We start from the raw sequence: 20071 nt of genomic DNA, 5'->3' as shown, positions 1-20071 counted from the left end.
GTATTTATTATGACTTTCATTAAATTGCCGCTCATTTTTGTACTCTCATGAATAAGCACGCTTTTATACTTTTTTTAACTACCATTTTATTCTTTGTTTCCTGTAAAAAAGAATCCCAAAATCAGGATCTTGTAGCAGAAAAAACCACCAATATTCCGAATTATGGAAATGTAGATTTAACTAAAGTATTTACAAAAGGCGAGAGTCAGATTCCTGATAAGGCATCATTGGTACGCTATATTGATCAGTACTATAAAAAAGTTTGGGAAGGAAGTGATCTGAGTGGCGGCATTTTGGTAGCAAAGGGAGATGACATCCTATACGAAAATTACAGAGGCTTTGCCAGAGAAGGCCATCAGAACCCAATTGATAAAAATACACCGCTCCACGTAGCTTCTGTTTCCAAAACGTTAACGGCAATGGCTATGATGAAGCTGGTTGAAGCTGGAAAGGTAAAGTTGTCTGATCATTTAACACAATATTTTCCAGGATTTCCTTATCCGAATGTTACGGTTCAGACTTTACTTGATCAAAGAAGCGGCCTTCCGAAGTACGAATATTTTATTACAAAAATACAACCGGTACCTGCAGAGCTTTCTAAAGTGTTCATTACCAATCAAGATATTCTGAACATGATCATTAAATATAAGCCTGATCTGGCAAGAGATACGGATACAGGGTTTATGTACTGCAACACTAATTTTGCGCTGTTGGGACTGCTTATTGAAAAAGTAACCAAAGTGCCTTTTCCTCAGGCGATGAAGGAAATGATTTTTGAACCGCTGAAAATGAAAAATACCTTTATTTTTCAGGAAAAAGATATTCCTACTGCTTCCCAGTCATTTTATTACGGAGGCAACAGGCTGTATCCTTTAGACAGATTGGATCTGATTTACGGAGACAAAAATGTATATACGACACCAAGAGATTTATACAATTTTTCCAAAGCGATGTTCTCGAAAGATTTTTTAAAGCCTGAATTGATGCAGATGGTATTTACACCATACAGCAATGAGAAAGCAGGAATGAATAATTACGGATTAGGCTTCAGGATGAAAATTTTTGACAATGGTGAGAAATTAACGTATCACAACGGCTGGTGGCATGGAACCAATTCTGTTTTTGCCCACTTGCTGAAATCAAAAGTAACCATTGTTGCTATCGGAAACAGATATTCCGGTAAAGTATATACAGCTCTGGCTTTATCCGGATTGTTTGAAAATTTTCCTCCCCAGACAGACAAGCTTCACAGCATCATGAAAGATGGCAAGGATACATTGAGCGGACATAGTGAAGTTTATGGAGAATAATGTTTATTTTTGCGTAAACCTATTCATGAAAAGATTTCTTCTATTAATCGTTATCGGTTTCCTTCTGCAGTCCTGCGCAAGAGTCGGATCGCCTGTAGGAGGCGCGAAAGATACGTTGGCACCTAAATTTTTAGGGTCCAATATTGATACGACCCGAATTAATGTTCCGAGAGACATTAAAGAGTTACGCCTTGATTTTGATGAATATATCACATTAAAAGACATCAATAAAAATCTGAATATTTCTCCGCCGATTAAGAATATCAAACGGATTATTCCTGCCAATATCGCCAATAAATTTATTCTCATTCAATGGACGGATACTTTGCAGGCGAATACCACTTATAACTTTAATTTCGGAAACGCGATTGCAGATAACAACGAAACGAATATTTTACGGTATTTCAATTTTGCCTTCTCTACCGGAGAAAAGATTGATGACCTCTATATAAGCGGAGAGGTTAAGGACGCCTTATCGATCAAAAAAGCCGGGGAAAATAAATTCGTGGTTGGATTATACAAAGCAAAAGATACTATCGATTACAAACAGAAACCTTACTATATGACCAAGGTGGACGATGACGGCTATTATGAACTTAATTACTTGTCTCCGGGAGAGTATAAGATTATTGCTTTTGAAGATGAGAATGGAAATTCAATATACGATGCCGGCAAAGAGAAAGTTGGGTTTCAGAAAGACCTTGTGATAGTTGAAAAATCAATTTCAGGATTGAACTTAAAATTATACTCTTCTAAAAGGCCGGTGAAATATTTAGAAATGAAAGAGGCTGCCGGAGGTGTGATGATGACTTTCGAAGGGAAACCCAATACGGTAAAAGTTCAGTCACAAAATGAGAAGCTGAATGATTATAAGGTCACTCATACGCCCAAATCAGATACGGTAAGGATATGGTTCGATGCGGTAAAAAGCAACCTGGGTCAAAACGGAGCTGAAAACCTGAAATTCGGATATAATGCAGACAATAAAAAAGATACGCTCTACAACGCATCTTTATTTTACCGTTATAATGCGAAGAATACAATGGATGTCAATAGTGATAATGGCGGCGGACTGCTTCCTCCGAGAGAGGATTTTAAAATAACCTCAAATTATTATCTGGACAAAATCAATACCGATAAATGGATCTTTAGGATAGCAGGTGATACTTTAAATACAGTGCCGTTTACAGCGAAAATTTCAGAAACCAATCCTTATCAGATCCTGATGAAAGCAGATTATATTTCGGGTAAAAAATATCAGCTGATTGTTCCGAAAGAAACGGTTTCATCTTTCTATGCTAAAAATTATCAGTCAAAGCGATTTGATTTTGAAGCAGATAGAGTGGAGAATTACGGTAGCCTGACATTTAAACTGCAGAATGCCCCAAGTTCAAGCTATTGGATTCAGTTGGTTGACAGCTCAGATAAAGTTTTATATCAGAAATATACAAAAGGAAGCGACGTCAAGTTTGATATCCTGAAACCGGGAGAGTATATCGTAAAGATTCTGGTGGATAACAATGAAAACAAATACTGGGATGAAGCAGATTTTCAGAATGATATCTTTGCAGAAGATTCATATATCTATTATAAAGTTACTGTCGTAAGACCGCTCTGGGACAGTAATGAAGAATGGGATCTCAAAGATACAAGGGTACTCGATACCTCAAAACTCAGCGTTCCGAAAACAAACAGCAATCCGACGCCAACAGATGAGCAGCCTAAGAATCTGAATGTAAACGGGAATAATGCTTTGCTGACACCTACGAGGTAAGCCTATGAAAACGTTTAAAAAAATACTTTTCTGGAGTTTGATAGGCTTTGCTTTGATACAGTTTATTCCTACAGATAAAGTGAATAAGCCCATTGATCATAAAGTAAACTTTATTGATGTTAACAAAACACCGGATAAAGTTGTTCAGTTATTAAAAGGAGCCTGTTATGACTGCCATTCGGATGAAACGGTTTATCCGGAATACGCATATGTTGCGCCGGCTTCCTGGTCCGTAAAAAGCCATGTTAATGAGGGTCGTGAGCATATGAATTTTTCTGTCTGGAATACCTACAATAAAGAGCTTAAAGAAAGCATGCTGGATAAATCCATTCAGACGCTGCAGAATAAAACAATGCCGATTCCCGGATATATCGTATACCATAAGGAAGCGAATCTTTCTGATGCTGAAAGGGCATTATTAATAAAATATTTTGGTGAACTACTGAAATCTAAGGTATATTAACTCCAAGTAAAAACCTGATGATTTCATCAGGTTTTTTTAGTATTACATATTTTTGAGATAAGCTTCAAAAAACGTTTTCTGGGAATCAAAAGCGAGGTCTTCCAAATTCAAATTTTTTAAAGCAATCCACACCGTTTCTGAGATTTCAGATGCTTCAAGACTGACTTCAAATTTTTCCGGAACGATGTACTCATAAAAAAGATCAATCGTATTATAATCAATCTCTTTATATTCGTATACATTGGGGAGGCTGGTCAGATACTTTAATTTTGAAATATCAACGGTAAGCTGCAGTTCTTCAAAAAGCTCTCTTTTACAGGCTTCTTCAGCACTCTCCTTCGGATCTACAAATCCTCCTGCAAGATCAAGTTTTCCTTTTTTAGGATCTTTCACTCTACGGGTAAGATAAATTTCCTCTTGATGTCTGATCACTACGGCTACTGCACCGGCAACATTGTTATACAGACTGAAATTACAAATGGGACAACTCCATTTCTTTTCGCCGTTCCAGTGTAAAGACTCTTTGCCGCAGTTAGGGCAGTATTTCAGTATTTTCATTGAGTGATACATTGATATTTCTCGGGTGGTAACTCAGGATAACATCCCGAAGCTCCTCCGTTTTCAGATGCGTGTAAATTTCTGTCGTCGTTATGCTTGAATGCCCCAGCATTTCCTGGATGTAACGCAGATCAGCTCCGTTTTGCAGCAAATGTGTAGCAAAGGAGTGCCTGAAAGTGTGCGGGGAAATTTTTTTGCTTACCCCGGCTTTATCCGTTAGTTCTTTTATAATTAAAAACACGATCACCCGTGACATTGATGTTCCTCTGCTGTTGAGAAAAAGCGTGTCTTCATGTTTCTTATTAATCTTGTTTTTGGAACGGGTATCCCGGATGTAATTCTGTAACAATTCAGCTGTGTAGCCGGCCAAAGGAACAAAACGGGTTTTGTTTCCCTTTCCGAACACTTTAATATAATGTTCATTGAAATTAATATTCGAGATTTTAAGCTCTATAAGTTCTGAAACCCGGAGACCACAGCCATACAGAACCTCAATAATACAGTGGTTCCTTTTTCCAAGGTCCGTATCAAGTTCGATAACATCAATAATTTTGTTGATGTCAGGCAGGCTTAAAGTATCCGGAAGATAAAGTCCGAGCTTAGGACCTTCAAGCAGGGCAGCCGGATTATCCTCGCGATACTCATCCTCCATCAGGTATCTGAAAAAGGCTTTGATGGAAGAAATCCATCTTGCTTGAGATCGTTCGCTGAATTTTTGTTTGGAAAGATTGAAGATGTATTCCTGCAGGTTTTCATATCCAATGGTATCCGGGCCGATATTTCCCAGGTCTTCTTCCGCATATTCCTTTAATTTTCTGATGTCTCTGATATAGGCATCAAGAGTGTTTTCTGAAAAATTTCTTTCGAAACGAAGAAAGATTTCAAAATCCTTAATTTTTTCATCCCATGTCATGGTGTGTGTTATTTTTTTAGTTCACAATCCGAAATCTGTACTATTTCAATATGGTGATTTTTTAAAAAGGATATTCCGTCATCGTCTGAATATTCATTGATATAGACCAGCCGGGCAATTCCTGCCTGCAGAATAAGTTTGCTGCATTCCTTGCAGGGCGACAGTGTTAAATACAGCGTTGCACCTTTGGCAGACTGGGTGGATGCCGAGAGCTTTAAAATAGCATTGGCTTCCGCATGCAGCACATACCAGTGCGTTTTGCCTTCACTGTCCTCACAGCAGTTTTCAAATCCTGAGGGAGTACCATTATAACCATCTGAAATAATCATCCTATCTTTTACGATAAGAGCTCCTACCTGCTTTCGTTTACAGTAGGAAAGTTTTGCCCATTCCTGAGCCATTTTAAGATAAGCTTTGTCAAACTTATTCATACCGCAGCATTGATTTTCGAAATAATTTGTATTAAGGTAACAGTTAGAATTTAGGCTTTCTTTTTTCTAAGAACGCAGAAACTCCTTCTTTTTTATCATCCAGATCAAAAAGCTCTCCGAAATATCTGATTTCGGTTTCAAAACCTTGATCCGTATCTGATAGGTTAACAGCATTAATCGCTTTTGCAATGGCCATAGGTGAGTTGTTGGCAATTGTGTTGGCAAGTTCTTTTGTCTTGGTTATTAATTCTTCAATAGGATAGATTTCATTTACCAATCCGATTTCTTTTGCCCGTTGGGCAGGAACCATTTTGGCAGAGAAGATCATTTCGTTGGCCATTCCTTTTCCTACAAGCTTTGGAAGCCTTTGCGTCCCGCCGTAGCCTGGGATGAGCCCCAATGTTACTTCTGGAAGACCAAGCCTGGCGTTTTCAGATGCATATCTGATGTGGCATGCCATAGCCAGTTCAAGACCGCCGCCTAATGCAAAGCCGTTAACAGCTGCAATGACAGGCTTAGCCATATTTTCTATCTTATTAAATAAGGTATTTTGTCCGTTTCGTGCAAGTTCTTCTGCCTTTTCCTGTCCAAAATCACTGAATTCTTTAATGTCTGCTCCGGCAACAAAAGACTTTTCTCCGCTTCCTGTAAGAATAATGACTTTGCAGGATGAATCAGAATTTAATTCGTCTAAAGCGGTACTTATCTCCTGAATTGTTTTTGCATTTAATGCATTTAAGCTTTCAGGCCTGTTTATAGTGATGGTCGATATTTTATCTTCCCTGTTTAATAATATATTTTCGTAACTCATTTCCACTTTAAAATATTATTCCATGCAAATTATAAATTTTTTGCAATAAAAAAGGAAAAAATAGTGATCTTTTTTCCTTTTAACTGAAATTATGAATTGATATGATTATTTAGGATGATTCATCATATTGGCATCAATAACTACATTCAGCTGGGTTGCCACTTTCATACCAAGTTCAATGTTAGCTCTGAAGAAATGGCACAGTTGCCGGTTAATAATTTCATCTTTTTTCGGTCCTGTAATTTTATTCATGCTGCCTACTATATTTTTTACAAGCTGCTGTCTTTCTTCAGGGCCCATGGCTTTTGAATAGAGCAGGCCGGGCTGTGTATAATGGTCATCATCATTCTCATTCCTGTTATAGCTGGCAACATGTGCACTGTCCAGTTCATATTCAAAGCTTTTATAGGAAGGATCAGGTTTGATATCGTCAAAACTGTTCGGATGATAGTTGGGCTTGTCCTGATAGTAGCTTGAGTCTGCCATAAAGCCGTCCCGCTGATAGTTATTGACTGCAAAAGGGCATCGGTTGACTTCAAGAAGGTGAGCATTAACGCCGACCCTGTACCGGTGAGCGTCAGGATACGAAAATAATCTTCCCTGAAGCATTTTATCCGGAGAAAAACTAATTCCGTTGATCAGGTTGCTGGGTGAAAAAATAGATTGCTCTACATGCGCAAAATAATTGGCAGGTATTTCATTAAGTTCCATTTCCCCGACCTCTATCAACGGGAAATCTCCCTGGAACCATACTTTTGTAATATCGAAAGGATTCCATCTGAAATCTCTGGCCTGATCTTCTGTCATTACCTGGATGTACATCGTCCATTTCGGAAAATTGCCTTCTTCAATAGAACTGCAGAGATCTTCCTGTGCGAAATCAGGGTTTTCACCGGCCATTTTAGTCGCTTCCTCATCGGTAAAGTTCCTGATTCCCTGTTTTGTTTTAAAATGGAATTTTACCCAGACCCTTTCATTTTTATCGTTAATCATGGAGAAAGTATGGGAGCCAAAACCATGCATATGCCTGTAGCCGTAAGGCGTCCCTCTGTCTGACATTAATATAAGCACCTGATGAAGTGATTCCGGATTAAAGCTCCAAAAATCCCACATCATGGTAGCGCTTTTAAGATTTGTTTTCGGAACTCTTTTCTGGGTGTGGATGAAATCCGGGAATTTTTTAGCATCTTTAATAAAAAAAACAGGCGTGTTATTACCTACCAGATCCCAGTTTCCGTCTTCCGTATAGAATTTTAAAGCAAAACCCCTTGGATCTCTTGCCGTATCTGCACTTCCCCTTTCTCCGCCTACAGTAGAAAATCGGGCAAACATCCTGCATGAATTCCCTATTTTTGAAAATAATTTAGCTTTTGTGTACTGACTGATATCGTGAGTTATAGTAAAAGTTCCGTACGCTCCGCTTCCATGGGCATGTACCACTCTTTCCGGTATTCTTTCCCTTACGAAGTGAGCGAGATTTTCCTGTAAGATAAAATCCTGCAGCAAAACCGGTCCTCTGGGACCAACCGTTTGTGAGTCCTGGTGTTCAAAGTAGGGAGCTCCGTTGCTTAATGTTAATTTATTGGAATCCATAGGGTTATATTTGTGTCAATGATGTATTAATTATATTCAATCATGTAAAGGTACTAATTATCAAATTTACCTGAAATTTTAATTGCTGAAAGCAAAAACATCATATCTTTGTAATAGATAATATTAATCAGATGAACATTCAGCAATTGGAATATCTTATCGCTGTAGATAAGTACAAACATTTTGGTAAAGCTGCACAGGCCTGCTTCATTACCCAGCCTACATTAAGTGCAATGATACAGAAATTCGAAGATGAACTGGATGTAAAAGTTTTTGACAGAACAACACATCCGATACGCACTACCGATGTCGGGCTCCAGATTATTGATCAGGCTAAAGTCATAATAGAGGCCGTGAATGAATTGAGAAATAAAGCCAATCTGTTAAATAATATTTTGGGAGGAACCATCAATGTAGGAATTATCCCTACGGTTTCATCTTTTATTTTACCGACTGAAATTTTTAAGTTCCTGGAAGATAATCCGAAAATCCAGATGAATGTGAAAGAAATGACTACCGATAATATTATCAAAGCTTTAAAAGCCGGTGAATTAGATGCCGGAATCATTTCTACACCTTATGATTCTGCAGATGAGTTTTATCAGGATTTCCTGTTCAATGAAGAACTTATGATTTACAGCTCTGATACAGAAGCGAATAAGAAGAACTCGTACGTTGTTCCGGAAGACCTGAACGTTGAAAAAGTGTGGTTGCTTGAAGAAGGAAATTGCCTGAGAAATCAGTTTGAAAACATATGCCACCTGAAAGAAAACACACTGAAGCCTAAGAACCTGGATTTTCTGGCGTCCAATATCCAGACTTTGGTACATATGGTTGATAAAGTGGGCGGAATAAGTATCTTGCCAGAGCTTGCTTTAAGCCAGCTTTCTGAAATACAGAAGAAAAATGTTTTCAGGTTTAAAAAACCTTTTCCATACCGGGAAATCAGCATCATTTATTATAAGCCGACATTCAAGCAGAAAATTATTGATGAATTGTCTCATTCTATCAGAGCTTCATTAGAGAAAAAATTAAATTATCATGAAAACCCGAAAGAATTTGTAAGCATAAAGCCACAATAATTCTTTTACGTTAAAAGCTGATATGCAGCGAATTTCAGGAAATTATAATTAGTAGACAAAAACTTTGAGTATTAAAAAAATAGTACTTAAATTTGTCGACGTTTACGAACGAGGAAATTTGACCTGATTGCAACCTCTATAAAAAAATGCTAAAACAGTATTTCTTTTTTAGACCTTTCGGCAGTATTTCCGCTTTCTTCGTAAATTCTAATTTAAAACAAATAGAATAATATGTCTTATTTATTTACATCTGAATCCGTTTCAGAAGGACATCCGGATAAAATTGCCGATCAGATTTCCGATGCATTAATCGATCATTTTTTAGCATATGACCAGTCTTCTAAAGTAGCCTGTGAAACCTTGGTTACTACCGGGCAGGTGGTATTGGCCGGTGAAGTGAAGTCTGATGCTTATCTTGATGTGCAGACTATTGCAAGGGAAGTGATCAACGGGATTGGATACACCAAAGGAGAGTATATGTTCAATGGTGATTCGTGTGGGGTAATTTCTGCAATTCATGAGCAGTCTCCGGATATCAACCAGGGAGTTGACAGAGCAGTAACCGACGAATCTTTTGAAGCGAAAGCAAATGCTCAGGGCGCAGGAGACCAGGGAATGATGTTTGGATATGCCACTAATGAAACGGCTAATTATATGCCGCTGGCTTTAGACCTTGCCCATACTATTCTTAAGGAGCTTTCTGCGATCAGAAGAGAAAATACGGATATTAAATATCTTCGTCCGGATGCAAAAAGCCAGGTGACTATTGAATATTCTGACGACCATAAGCCGGTAAGAATCGATTCTATTGTCGTTTCTACACAGCACGATGATTTTGGTGCAGAGGAAGAAATGCTCAATAAAATCCGTGAAGATATTAAGAATATCGTAATCCCAAGAGTTGTTGCCAAGCAGCCTGAAGAGATTAAAGCATTGTTTAATGATCAGATTACCTATCATATCAACCCAACCGGTAAATTTGTTATCGGTGGACCTCACGGAGATACAGGTCTTACGGGAAGAAAAATTATCGTAGATACCTATGGAGGAAAAGGAGCTCACGGAGGGGGTGCATTTTCAGGAAAAGATCCGTCAAAAGTAGACCGCAGTGCGGCGTATGCAACAAGGCATATCGCTAAAAACCTGGTAGCTGCAGGAGTGGCTGATGAAGTTTTGGTACAGGTTTCTTATGCAATCGGGGTGGCCGAGCCATGTGGCTTGTACATCAACACGTATGGAACTTCAAAAGTTGAGCTTAATGACGGGGAAATCGCCAGAAAAGTAACTTCTATTTTCGATTTGAGACCTTATGCCATTGAGCAGAATCTGAAACTGAGAAATCCGATCTATCAGGAAACGGCTTCTTACGGACATATGGGCAGAGAAAGCTATATAGCTGACAAAACTTTTAACAAAGGTCAGAAAAAGGAGCTTACCTTAAAAAACCTTGAGTTCTTCACATGGGAAAAGCTGGACAAAGTAGACGAAATTAAAACCGCTTTCGGGATTTAATTTTGTCTGCCATTATAATATTAGCTGCTTTATCTTTCTGGTAAGGCAGTTTTTTTTAATTTTACATATAAATAAATAGAAGATGAAGAACGCGACATTCACCATAACCATTCTTATCCTGCTTTTCCTTGGAAATTTTACCAAAGCGCAGCTCACCATGCACAAAATGATAAGTGCAGGCTATACCTATCAGAATCAGAGTTTTGGTGAAGTGGGGGGGAAGTTGCTTTTCCTGAGCAATGATAACGTGATTTACCGTTTGGGAGGTTCAGCCATGATGGGTTCAGTGAATTCAGAATTTGCGATCATGCCGAAAGTTTCAACCGATATTCTGTTGAATTTTCAGAAGAATGTAGACTTCTATCATTCTTATTATTTTCTGATGGGAGCGGAAGCTACCAATAAATATATTGCTCCGAAAGTAGGGTTTACCCTTTTCGGTCTGCTGGATCTTACCGGCGGATATGCTTTTCCGGTAGGAAACAGCGGAATAAACGGTAAAGAACTTAGAGGTCTGAATATTAATTTTACACTAAATCTCCCTACTGCATTCATTCATGACATGTTTAATTGATTTTTATTAATTTTTTCTTGTAAAAATTTAATAATTGCTTAACAGTTATTAAAAAATTATTATATTTACACCATAGAAAATTGTATCCGCCTATTGATTATACTTTACTCTGAAGAATTGTTTTGTATTTACCGCTGATGTCAGATAATATATCTGAAGCAGATTGTCAGCAAAAATATTTATTGAGAAGAAGTTATGAAATCAAAATCGGATAGTTTACTCATTTCCCTTTATCAGAAAGGAGACGAAGAGGCGTTGTCAGCCCTTATTCACCGCCACCAGAGAGAACTTTTTACATTCATTTTTTATAAAATTAATGATGAAGATTTAGCTAATGATGTTTTTCAGGATACCTTCATGAAGATCATTGTTATGCTGAAAGAAGGACGCTATAACGAAGAAGGAAAATTTATCCTTTGGGCAAAAAGAATTGCTTATAACCTTATTATTGACCATTTCAGGTCCAAATCAAAAAATATTAAAGTTTCTGAAACGACTTTTGAAACCGATGAATATTCTATTTTTGATTTGCTGAAAGAGCCTTCTGAGAATATTGAAGATCAGCTGGTAACCAATCAGATCCAGGACGATCTTTTAAAAATGCTGCAGTATCTTCCTAAAAACCAGCAGGAAGTGATTCAGTTGAGGTTTTTTGACGGACTTAGTTTTAAAGAAATAGCAGATCATACCAACATGAGTATTAATACTACGTTGGGAAGAGTACGGTATGCTTTGATAAACCTGAGAAAAATCATGGATGAAAATCACATTGTCTTGACACGATAAGATAATAATTTCGGAAAATTCCCGTTTTTAAGGAAAAACATATACTCGCCTATGAGAAAAAATGATTCCTTAAAAGTCACCACTTTGAAACCAAAGAAACAAACGGTTGAGTTTTTGCTCAACTTTTCAAAGAACCTCGAGGTTGTAAAGACCAAGAGCAAGAATTATCCGATTTCTAAAAATTAAATTGATTAATTTTGTGCTGTATGAAAATTCAGCACATTTTTTTTGACCTCGACAATACACTCTGGGACCATCGCAGAAATGCCTATCTTACGATTAAAAGCCTTTTTGAAAAGGAAGAGATTAGCTTAAAATACAATATCGATTTTGAAGAATTTCATTTCGTGTATCATGAAATCAATGAAAAGCTTTGGGAGAATATCCGGGACGGAATTATTGATAAAGAATATTTAAGAAAACATCGTTTTTATGATACCTTTAACCACTTTGGGATTAACGACGAAGCGCTTGCCATGTATTTTGAAGAGCATTTCCTGGATAAAATCCTCAATCATAATGAACTGGTAGAAGGAGCTGGATATATCTTGGATTATCTTACATCTAAAAAATATACTTTGCATATAATTTCCAATGGCTTCAAAGAAGTAACAGAAAGAAAGTGTATTCTATCCGGTATTGCCCGTTATTTTCAGACCATTACCAGTGCCGATACAGTAGGTGTACGAAAGCCGAAACCTGAGATTTTTGAGTATTCTTTAAGTCTTGCTGATGCTACAAAAGAGAATAGTATCCTGATTGGTGATGATTGGGTTGCAGATGTTGTAGGAGCTCAAAATTTCGGAATGGATGTTATTTTCTTTGATGTATTTAATGAAAATCCTCAACAGGAAGATCTGAAAACGATTAAACATCTCTTACAGATCAGGGAATATTTATAGATTTCGGCGGCACCAAAGGTGCCGCCGAAATTTTTTTATCGTAAATAGGACATTTAAATTCCCAGGCTTGCTCTTACTCTTGTGATAGTCTCGGTAGCAATTAGTCTTGTCTTTGCTGCGCCTTCCTGAAGTTTTGTCTCAAGTTCATCCAAATTGTTCATATAATAGGAGAACAGTTCTCTTTCCTTTTCAAACCTTACCAAAATCAGGTCCAAAAGTTCTTTTTTAGCGTGGCCGTATCCAAAGTTTCCCGCTACATATTTTGCCCTCAATTCTTCCGTCTGTTCAGGAGTTGCGATCAGTTGATAAATAGCGAAAGTCTTATCCGTTTCAGGATCTTTCGGTTCTTCCAGTGATTTTGAGTCAGATTCGATGCTCATTACCTGTTTTTTCAGATCTTTCTCCGGCAAAAAGATATTGATGATATTTCCTCTGGATTTAGACATTTTATGGCCATCAATTCCAGGAACATATTTTGTGTTTTCCTGAAGCTCAGATTGTGGCAGAACAAAAACTTCACCCATCTGGTTATTAAATCGGGAAGCTACGTCACGTGCAATTTCCAGATGCTGGAGCTGGTCTTTCCCGACAGGAACAATTTCAGCATCATATAATAAAATATCAGCTGCCATTAAAACCGGATAGGTAAATAAGCCGGCATTGACATCCTGTAAACGGTCTGCTTTATCTTTAAAAGAATGCGCTAAAGTAAGTCTCTGGTACGGAAAAAAACATGATAAATGCCAAGAAAGTTCACAGGTTTCAGGGATATCACTCTGCCTGTAAAAGTAGGTTTTTTCAGTATCCAGCCCACAAGCAAGCCAAGCCGCAGCAATCTCGTAGGTATTCTGTTTCAGTTCTTTCGCATCTTTAATCTGTGTTAAAGAGTGAAGATTTGCAATAAATAAAAATGATTCATTTCCTTCCTGCTTTGAAAGTTCAATTGCAGGAATGATGGCACCTAACAAATTACCAAGGTGCGGGGTTCCGGTGGCTTGAATGCCGGTAAGAATTCTTGACATTGTTTAAATTTATATAAATTAATGAATTGCAAATTTAAGGGAATCCACCTAAAGATGATAAAACTTATCTTAAAATGTAACAGGTCATCAAAACTAAGGGATCAGGACTTTCTGTCCTCCGAACTTCGGTTCGACGCCTGTTAATACATCGTAATAAGCTTTCGCCTTTGCCAGGTATTCCCTGAGGTTCGTTTTAAAACCTGCGTATTTATTTACATCTTTCGCATTATATCCGAAAGCTTCGATACCGTTTTGCCGGGCTAAAAATACAGCTCTTTCATTATGAAACTTCTGAGAAATAATAATGATTTTATGCTGACCGAAAATTTCTTTGGCTCTAACCACGGAATCCAGAGTTCTGAATCCGGCAAAATCCATAAATATATAATTTTCAGGTATTCCTTTCCTAATCAGAGCCTGCTGCATATCTTCGGGTTCGTTATAATCTTTTCTGCTGTTGTCCCCGCTGACAATAATATATTGTATTTTCCCACTTCTATACAACTGCCATGCAGCTTCGATTCTGTTATCAAAATACGCATTGGGCTGGCCGTTATTCAGAGTCTTGCTTGTCCCCAGCAACAATGCTGTTTTTATTGTCGGCACATCAGTAATTTGATAGGATACATAATTTTCACTGTCCTTTTTCATGGTGTAGTTGGCCCAGAAGATAAAAATAATTCCTGCTACGAAAAGAAGCAGGAAAATAATTATCACATTTTTAATGAATTTTTTCATCTTGTGTATAATCTTAAAATTCAAGTCCGTTCGGGAATGCTTTTTTTCTGAATATCAGCAAGAGAGCTGCACCTACAGTAATGGCAGAATCTGCGACATTAAAGATATATTTGAAAAATTCTATATGTTTTCCTCCGATTAAAGGCCAGCTTTCGGGAACGTTCCAGTCTACCAGAGGGAAATGAAGCATATCAACGACACAGCCCCTCATAAAAGTGGAATATCCGTGTCCGAAAGAGGTCAGCTTTGAAATTCCCCCGTAACCGATCCATCGGTCAATGCTGGCATCATATACCGTTCCGCTGTCGAAAATAAGTCCGTAAAACATACCGTCTATTAAATTTCCAATAGCTCCTGCAAAGATCATGGCCATAGGAATAAGAAGATAATTGGATTCTCCCCTCTGCAGCCATTTTCTAAAGAGATAAATCATTCCTCCGATCAGGAAAACCCTTACAATGACCAGGAAATACTTACCGATGACTCCGCCGAAATGAAGCCCGTAAGCCATTCCGGGATTTTCAACAAAGGTCAGTTTGAAGCCAGGAAATACAGAAATGCTGTCATCCAGGTTGAAATGTGTCTTTACATAAATTTTTGAAGCCTGATCAATTAATAAAATAAGAAAAGTGACAAATAATATCTTTTTCATGAGGGGAATTGAATGGTTAATGAGGATATAGAACCGCCGGAGCGACTGTATTAGAGTCCTTTCGGTTTATTAGGTTTTCCTATTTTTTCGTTCTTCTTATCAACGATTTTCTTAATCGTTTTCTGGTTATGATGCGTATTCTTGGTATGGAACTTTTCAAACTGAATATTCATGTCTTTTAAAACACTTTTCAAAGCAGTAAGTTCCATTGCATTCTTGGTGTGTACAATAATAGATTCCATTGTATAGGTTTTATTTACTTTTTAGACAGTTCATCCAGTCTTTTTCTGTCCTTTGCAGACAAGTCATGTATTCCGTTTTTGCCCATCTTGCTCAGCAGTCTGTCAATTTCTTTTTCTCTTTCGCGTTTTTCAGAATTAAACTGATCATCTATGGTATAATGAGTCTTTTTATGCGAAAAAAACCTGCTTTTGATTTGTTCTCTGTTGAAAAAAACCAATACCGCGATAATAATAAATAGTAGAATCAGAAATTCAGTCATTATTATATATTAAAAATCAGGTTTATAAAGTATTGCATGAAATACTTTATAAACCCAATGTCTTATAATTAACCTGACGCTGCAGTTATTTCTGCATATTTTTCGCTTCGATGCTCAATGTTGCATGAGGAACTGCCAGCAGCCTTTCTTTTGGGATCAGCTTACCGGTTACCCGGCAAATACCGTATGTTTTATTTTCAATTCTTATTAAAGCATTTTTAAGATCGCGCAAGAATTTTTCCTGTCTCCCGGCTAAAATAGAATTCTGTTCTTTGCTTAACGTCTCTGCTCCTTCTTCAAATGCTTTAAAGGTAGGAGAGGTATCATCAGTTCCGTTGTTCTGATCGTTGATGAAACTTTCTCTGATCAGCTGCAAATCTTTTTCTGCTTTTTCTATCTTTTCTTTAATGATCGATTTAAACTCCTGTAAATCAGAATCATTATATCTTACTCTTTCGTCTGACATGTTCTTTTCTCTTTTAATAAAATTATGAAATGGGAAATTGAAAAACGCTAACTATATATTAATTTTTTCAATATTTATCTTAAAATTAACATCATCTATCTCGATTTCGTTAAAATTTGAAAGTGAAGATACAATTTCTATTTTATCTGACAAGACCTCAGATGAAATATATTCTTCGTTTTTCTTAATGTCATTTAGGAAAGGAGAATTTTCTTCAATAGAGATCCTGATACGGTCTGTTAAATCAAAATCTTTTTCTTTTCTAAGATTCTGAATTCTGTTGATAAATTCTCTTGCAATCCCTTCTGATTTTAACTCATCTGTCAGCGTCAAATCTAATGCCACAGTCGTTTTCCCGTCTGAAGTTACTGTCCATCCCGGAATGTCTTTTGTTGAGATGTCAACATCAGATAATGTAATCTCATATCCCTGAACCTCAATCTTCCCTTCTTTTTCAAGGCTGGAAATCTGTTCTGCTTCCAGATTGGCAATCTCTCCGCCAACTGTTTTCATGTCTTTTCCCAGCTTGGGTCCAAGCGCTTTGAAATTCGGTTTGATCTGTTTTACGATAAGATGCGCCGCTTCTTCTGCATTGATCAATTGAATTTCTTTAACATTTACCTCCTGTTTGATCAACTCAGAAACTGCGGAAATCTGCTCTTCTGTTTTTGAATCCAACACAGGAATTAAAACTTTTTGTAACGGCTGACGAACTTTTACTTTTTCTTTCTTTCTCAACGAGAAAACCATGCTCGTAATAGATTGCGCTAAATGCGTTTTTTCAACCAAATCGGTATCAATCAAACTTTCATCAGCAACCGGGAAGTTTGTAAGGTGGATCGATTCTGCATTATCTTTTCCGGTTACTTTATTTAAATCCTGGTACAGCTGATCCATAAAGAACGGAGCAATTGGAGCAGATAATTTGGCAACCGTTTCCAGACAGGTATATAAAGTCTGGTAAGCAGAGATTTTATCTTCTGAATAATCTCCTTTCCAAAAGCGTCTTCTGCATAATCTCACGTACCAGTTTGATAAATTATCATTTACAAAAGTATTGATGGCTCTTGCGACTCTCGTCGGTTCGTAATCTTCATAAAAAGCTTTAACTTCTTTGATTAGTAAATTTAATTCGGATAAAATCCACCGGTCAATTTCTGGTCTGTTTTCAACATCCTTTTCAGAATAACTGAAGCCATCAACATTGGCGTACAAAGCGAAGAATGAATAAGTATTGTACAATGTTCCGAAGAATTTTCTTCTCACTTCATCAATACCTTCAATATCGAATTTCAGGTTTTCCCAAGGATTGGCATTGGAAACCATATACCAGCGTGTAGCATCCGGGCCGTAAACGGCTAACGTTTCAAATGGATCAATTCCGTTTCCTAGACGTTTTGACATTTTCTGGCCATTTTTATCCAGAACAAGCCCGTTGCTCATTACATTCTTATAAGCCACTGAATCAAAAACAGCTGTTCCGATGGCATGAAGGGTATAGAACCAGCCACGCGTCTGGTCAACACCTTCCGCAATAAAATCTGCTGGGAATGCCTTTTTAGTATCGATCAATTCTTTATTCTCAAAAGGATAATGCAGCTGCGCATACGGCATCGAACCTGAATCAAACCAAACATCGATCAGGTCGCTTTCACGGTGCATTTCCCTTCCGGAGTCTGAAACCAAAATTACTTTATCAACGATATTTTTGTGCAAATCAACCAGAGAGTAATTTTCTTCAGACATATTTCCGATTTCAAAACCTTTGAACGGGTTTTCTGTCATGAATCCGGCTTCAATCGACTTTTCAATCTCGTTGTATAATTCTTCTACAGATCCGATGATGATTTCTTCTTTCAGATCTTCCGTTCTCCAGATCGGCAATGGAATTCCCCAATATCTTGAACGTGATAAGTTCCAGTCATTCACATTTTCCAGCCAGTTGGCGAAACGTCCTTCTCCGGTTGATTTCGGTTTCCAGTTGATTTCTTTATTTAAATCTACTAATCGGTTTTTTACAGAGCTCATTTTCACAAACCAGGAATCCAGCGGATAATATAATAACGGCTCATCAGTTCTCCAGCTATGCGGATAACTGTGAACGTATTTTTCAATTTTGAAAGCCTTATTTTCTTTTCTTAATTTTAAAGCAATTCTTTCATCAACAGAAAGGTAATTCTTTAAATCTGCGATGATTGATTTTAGCTGTTCTTTCTGAATATTGAATTCTGTATTTTTTTCGTCATCATTCAGATATTCTGCTTTTACGTATTCATTGGCAAAACCGTAAACTTCGTCTTTTACCAAAGATAAAAATCTACCCTGTAAATCCACCAATGGAACCGGATTTCCATTTTCGTTTAACACCAACATAGGCGGAACTTCAGGAGTAGCTTCTTTAGCTACTTTCGCATCATCAGCACCAAAAGTAGGTGCTGTATGAACGATACCCGTTCCGTCTTCTGTCGTCACGAAATCTCCTGCGATTACTCTGAACGCATTTTCCGGATTTTGATAAGGGGTTGCATAATCTAATAATTGCTCATATTTAATTCCGACCAAATCTGAACCTTTGAATTCTGCTAAGATTTGATAAGGAATAACTTTACTTTCTGAAGTATAATTTGCAAAATCTTCATCAGTTCCTTCAGCATATTTTTTAGTAAACTGTTTTCCGACTAAAGCTTTAGCCAAAACAATACTGATCGGCTCAAAAGTGTATTGATTGAATGTTTTTACTAAAACATAATCTATTTTTGGACCTACAGTCAAGGCAGTATTGGAAGGCAATGTCCATGGTGTTGTTGTCCATGCTAAGAAATGGATATCTCCAAATCCCTTTAAAAATGAAGGTAAGGTTTCCGGCAATGCCTTGAACTGCGCAACAATGGTTGTGTCAGAAACATCACGATATGCTCCCGGCTGGTTGACTTCATGGGAAGATAATCCTGTTCCTGCTTTCGGAGAATAGGGTTGGATCGTATAGCCTTTGTATAATAATCCTTTATCGTACAATTGTTTTAGCAGCCACCAAACCGTCTCCATATATTTTGGCTTGTAGGTAACATACGGATCTTCAAGGTCTACCCAATACCCGATTTTCTCGGTCAGGTTGTTCCAGACGTCTGTGTAACGCATTACCGCTTCACGGCATGCCTGATTATACTCTTCAATCGAAATTTTTTTGCCAATATCTTCTTTCGTAATGCCTAGTTCTTTTTCCACACCAAGCTCTACAGGAAGTCCATGGGTATCCCAGCCCGCTTTACGGAAAACCTGCTTTCCGTTCTGGGTCTGGTAACGACAGAAAATATCCTTTAAAGCTCTGGCCATAACGTGGTGAATCCCGGGCATACCGTTTGCGGAAGGCGGACCTTCATAAAAAACAAACTCAGGCTGCCCCTCACGAATCTCAACACTTTTATTAAACGTTTTATTCTGTTTCCAGAATTCAGCTACATTCTCAGCTACGTCAATAAGATTGAGGTTTTTATATTCTTTAAATTGGCTCATTGTATTATATCGATATCGTTGATTCATTAAGTTGGCAAATTTACTAAAATTTACCGGTTTATAATATATGTTTTATTTTGATATTCACAGTGAAAAAGTTCTGTTTCAGAAATATAAATCTGAGAATTGATTATCGCTGAGTTATTAATGGTGGATAAGTTAATTTTTCCACTTGTAATTTGGAAGCTTATAATCAATATAAGATCGGGCTTTAGCCCGTTTGAAATTAAATTTCTTTTCACCCAACTTTTTTCACGCAAAGTTTTAATTAATCATACTTAATGTTAAGTGAGCAAAGAATAATCAACAAGTTGATTTTACGAAGCTTTATTTCAAGCTTTGCGTAGCAAATTTATTTGCCTTTGCCATCTGAGATCAAAAGTACAGTAACTAATCTTTGCGTTTAAAATAAAATCATCACGGGAAATCCATAGCTGAATCTAATTTTTAAATTTTTAATCATTCAATC

Annotated in this window: 20 protein-coding genes; 8 read left to right on the top strand and 12 right to left on the bottom strand. The window is 37.3% G+C overall.

Annotation, left to right across the window (positions count from 1 at the left end; translation table 11 throughout):
• The first annotated feature begins 47 nt into the window (after window positions 1-47).
• The 3 genes from MKJ01_RS12005 to MKJ01_RS11995 are packed head-to-tail and all read left to right on the top strand — an operon-like array spanning window position 48 to window position 3547.
• Window positions 48-1310: a serine hydrolase gene (locus MKJ01_RS12005; RefSeq protein ID WP_241614208.1), complete on the top strand. Its 1263-nt coding sequence runs from the start codon at window positions 48-50 to the stop codon at window positions 1308-1310.
• Window positions 1311-1335: 25 nt separating this feature from the next.
• Complete coding sequence (locus MKJ01_RS12000) at window positions 1336-3084, top strand: Ig-like domain-containing protein (protein ID WP_241614209.1); 1749 nt, start codon at window positions 1336-1338, stop codon at window positions 3082-3084.
• Window positions 3085-3088: 4 nt separating this feature from the next.
• Window positions 3089-3547, top strand: a complete 459-nt coding sequence (locus tag MKJ01_RS11995) for a heme-binding domain-containing protein (protein ID WP_241614210.1) — start codon at window positions 3089-3091, stop codon at window positions 3545-3547.
• 42 nt (window positions 3548-3589) lie between these two features.
• On the opposite strand, the gene MKJ01_RS11990 is transcribed toward MKJ01_RS11995, so the two are convergent.
• From MKJ01_RS11990 to MKJ01_RS11970, 5 genes are all read right to left on the bottom strand, one after another.
• Window positions 3590-4105 (bottom strand): NUDIX domain-containing protein, encoded by a 516-nt coding sequence (locus MKJ01_RS11990; RefSeq protein WP_241614211.1) that lies wholly within the window; start codon window positions 4103-4105, stop codon window positions 3590-3592.
• Window positions 4080-5018, bottom strand: a complete 939-nt coding sequence (xerD, locus tag MKJ01_RS11985; RefSeq protein ID WP_241614212.1) for a site-specific tyrosine recombinase XerD — start codon at window positions 5016-5018, stop codon at window positions 4080-4082. The genes MKJ01_RS11990 and xerD overlap by 26 nt, the downstream gene beginning before the upstream one ends.
• Window positions 5019-5026: 8 nt before the next feature.
• Complete coding sequence (locus MKJ01_RS11980; RefSeq protein ID WP_241614213.1) at window positions 5027-5449, bottom strand: dCMP deaminase family protein; 423 nt, start codon at window positions 5447-5449, stop codon at window positions 5027-5029.
• Between the two features lie 43 nt (window positions 5450-5492).
• Window positions 5493-6260, bottom strand: coding sequence for an enoyl-CoA hydratase/isomerase family protein (locus MKJ01_RS11975; RefSeq protein ID WP_241614214.1), 768 nt, complete (start codon window positions 6258-6260; stop codon window positions 5493-5495).
• 105 nt (window positions 6261-6365) lie between these two features.
• Entirely contained in the window at window positions 6366-7853 is a 1488-nt protein-coding gene (locus MKJ01_RS11970) for a catalase (RefSeq protein WP_241614215.1), read from the bottom strand.
• A 131-nt stretch (window positions 7854-7984) separates the two neighbouring features.
• Between MKJ01_RS11970 and MKJ01_RS11965 the strand changes: the two genes are divergently transcribed.
• From MKJ01_RS11965 to MKJ01_RS11945, 5 genes are all read left to right on the top strand, one after another.
• A complete protein-coding gene (locus tag MKJ01_RS11965) occupies window positions 7985-8935 on the top strand; it encodes a LysR substrate-binding domain-containing protein (RefSeq protein ID WP_241614216.1) in 951 nt (316 codons plus the stop codon).
• Between the two features lie 231 nt (window positions 8936-9166).
• Entirely contained in the window at window positions 9167-10447 is a 1281-nt protein-coding gene (gene metK / locus MKJ01_RS11960; protein ID WP_241614217.1) for a methionine adenosyltransferase, read from the top strand.
• 82 nt (window positions 10448-10529) lie between these two features.
• Complete coding sequence (locus MKJ01_RS11955) at window positions 10530-11021, top strand: hypothetical protein (RefSeq protein WP_241614218.1); 492 nt, start codon at window positions 10530-10532, stop codon at window positions 11019-11021.
• Between the two features lie 195 nt (window positions 11022-11216).
• Window positions 11217-11807, top strand: a complete 591-nt coding sequence (locus tag MKJ01_RS11950; protein WP_241614219.1) for an RNA polymerase sigma factor — start codon at window positions 11217-11219, stop codon at window positions 11805-11807.
• 206 nt (window positions 11808-12013) lie between these two features.
• Window positions 12014-12709 (top strand): YjjG family noncanonical pyrimidine nucleotidase, encoded by a 696-nt coding sequence (locus MKJ01_RS11945; RefSeq protein ID WP_241614220.1) that lies wholly within the window; start codon window positions 12014-12016, stop codon window positions 12707-12709.
• 53 nt (window positions 12710-12762) lie between these two features.
• On the opposite strand, the gene trpS is transcribed toward MKJ01_RS11945, so the two are convergent.
• The 7 genes from trpS to ileS form a co-directional block, all read right to left on the bottom strand.
• The gene (trpS, locus tag MKJ01_RS11940; protein ID WP_241614221.1) at window positions 12763-13731 is read right to left on the bottom strand and encodes a tryptophan--tRNA ligase; all 969 of its coding nucleotides are present in this window, start codon (window positions 13729-13731) and stop codon (window positions 12763-12765) included.
• Between the two features lie 93 nt (window positions 13732-13824).
• Window positions 13825-14469: a vancomycin high temperature exclusion protein gene (locus MKJ01_RS11935; RefSeq protein ID WP_241614222.1), complete on the bottom strand. Its 645-nt coding sequence runs from the start codon at window positions 14467-14469 to the stop codon at window positions 13825-13827.
• Between the two features lie 13 nt (window positions 14470-14482).
• Window positions 14483-15121, bottom strand: a complete 639-nt coding sequence (locus tag MKJ01_RS11930; protein ID WP_241614223.1) for a lipoprotein signal peptidase — start codon at window positions 15119-15121, stop codon at window positions 14483-14485.
• A gap of 50 nt (window positions 15122-15171) precedes the next feature.
• Window positions 15172-15363, bottom strand: a complete 192-nt coding sequence (locus MKJ01_RS11925) for a DUF2683 family protein (protein WP_241614224.1) — start codon at window positions 15361-15363, stop codon at window positions 15172-15174.
• A 14-nt stretch (window positions 15364-15377) separates the two neighbouring features.
• The gene (locus MKJ01_RS11920) at window positions 15378-15623 is read right to left on the bottom strand and encodes a DUF6576 domain-containing protein (RefSeq protein WP_241614225.1); all 246 of its coding nucleotides are present in this window, start codon (window positions 15621-15623) and stop codon (window positions 15378-15380) included.
• A gap of 85 nt (window positions 15624-15708) precedes the next feature.
• A complete protein-coding gene (locus MKJ01_RS11915) occupies window positions 15709-16089 on the bottom strand; it encodes a TraR/DksA C4-type zinc finger protein (protein WP_241614226.1) in 381 nt (126 codons plus the stop codon).
• Window positions 16090-16140: 51 nt separating this feature from the next.
• Entirely contained in the window at window positions 16141-19602 is a 3462-nt protein-coding gene (ileS, locus tag MKJ01_RS11910; protein ID WP_241614227.1) for an isoleucine--tRNA ligase, read from the bottom strand.
• Window positions 19603-20071 lie beyond the last annotated feature (469 nt).

It is taken from the genome of Chryseobacterium sp. SSA4.19 (assembly GCF_022601875.1).
Lineage (GTDB): Bacteria > Bacteroidota > Bacteroidia > Flavobacteriales > Weeksellaceae > Chryseobacterium.
This window is presented reverse-complemented; position numbering and strand designations above follow the sequence as displayed.